Here is a 301-nt window from a genome sequence, read left to right as displayed (position 1 = left end):
TGTGAGACGTCCCACAACCCCAGAGAGCAAGCTCTCTGGTTTGGGCTTCTCCGCGTTCGCTCGCCGCTACTGACGGAATCACTATTGTTTTCTCTTCCTCAAGGTACTTAGATGTTTCAGTTCCCCTGGTATGCCTCTACATAACCTATGTATTCAGTTATGAGTAACTGGAAATTACCCCAGCTGGGTTTCCCCATTCGGACATCCCCGGATCAAAGCTTGCTTACAGCTCCCCGAGGCAGTTTCGTTGTTCGCCACGTCCTTCATCGGCTCCTAGCGCCTAGGCATCCTCCGTGTGCTC

At 52.5% G+C, this 301-nt stretch carries 1 rRNA gene; it reads right to left on the bottom strand.

Annotation, left to right across the window (positions count from 1 at the left end):
• Positions 1-301, bottom strand: a 23S ribosomal RNA gene (locus tag HP552_RS22525); the annotation flags it as partial.

This window comes from Paenibacillus xylanilyticus (genome assembly GCF_013359935.1).
In the GTDB taxonomy this organism is placed as follows: domain Bacteria; phylum Bacillota; class Bacilli; order Paenibacillales; family Paenibacillaceae; genus Paenibacillus; species Paenibacillus xylanilyticus.
Note: the sequence above shows the minus strand (reverse complement) of the source record. Positions and strands in the feature narration are given on the sequence as shown.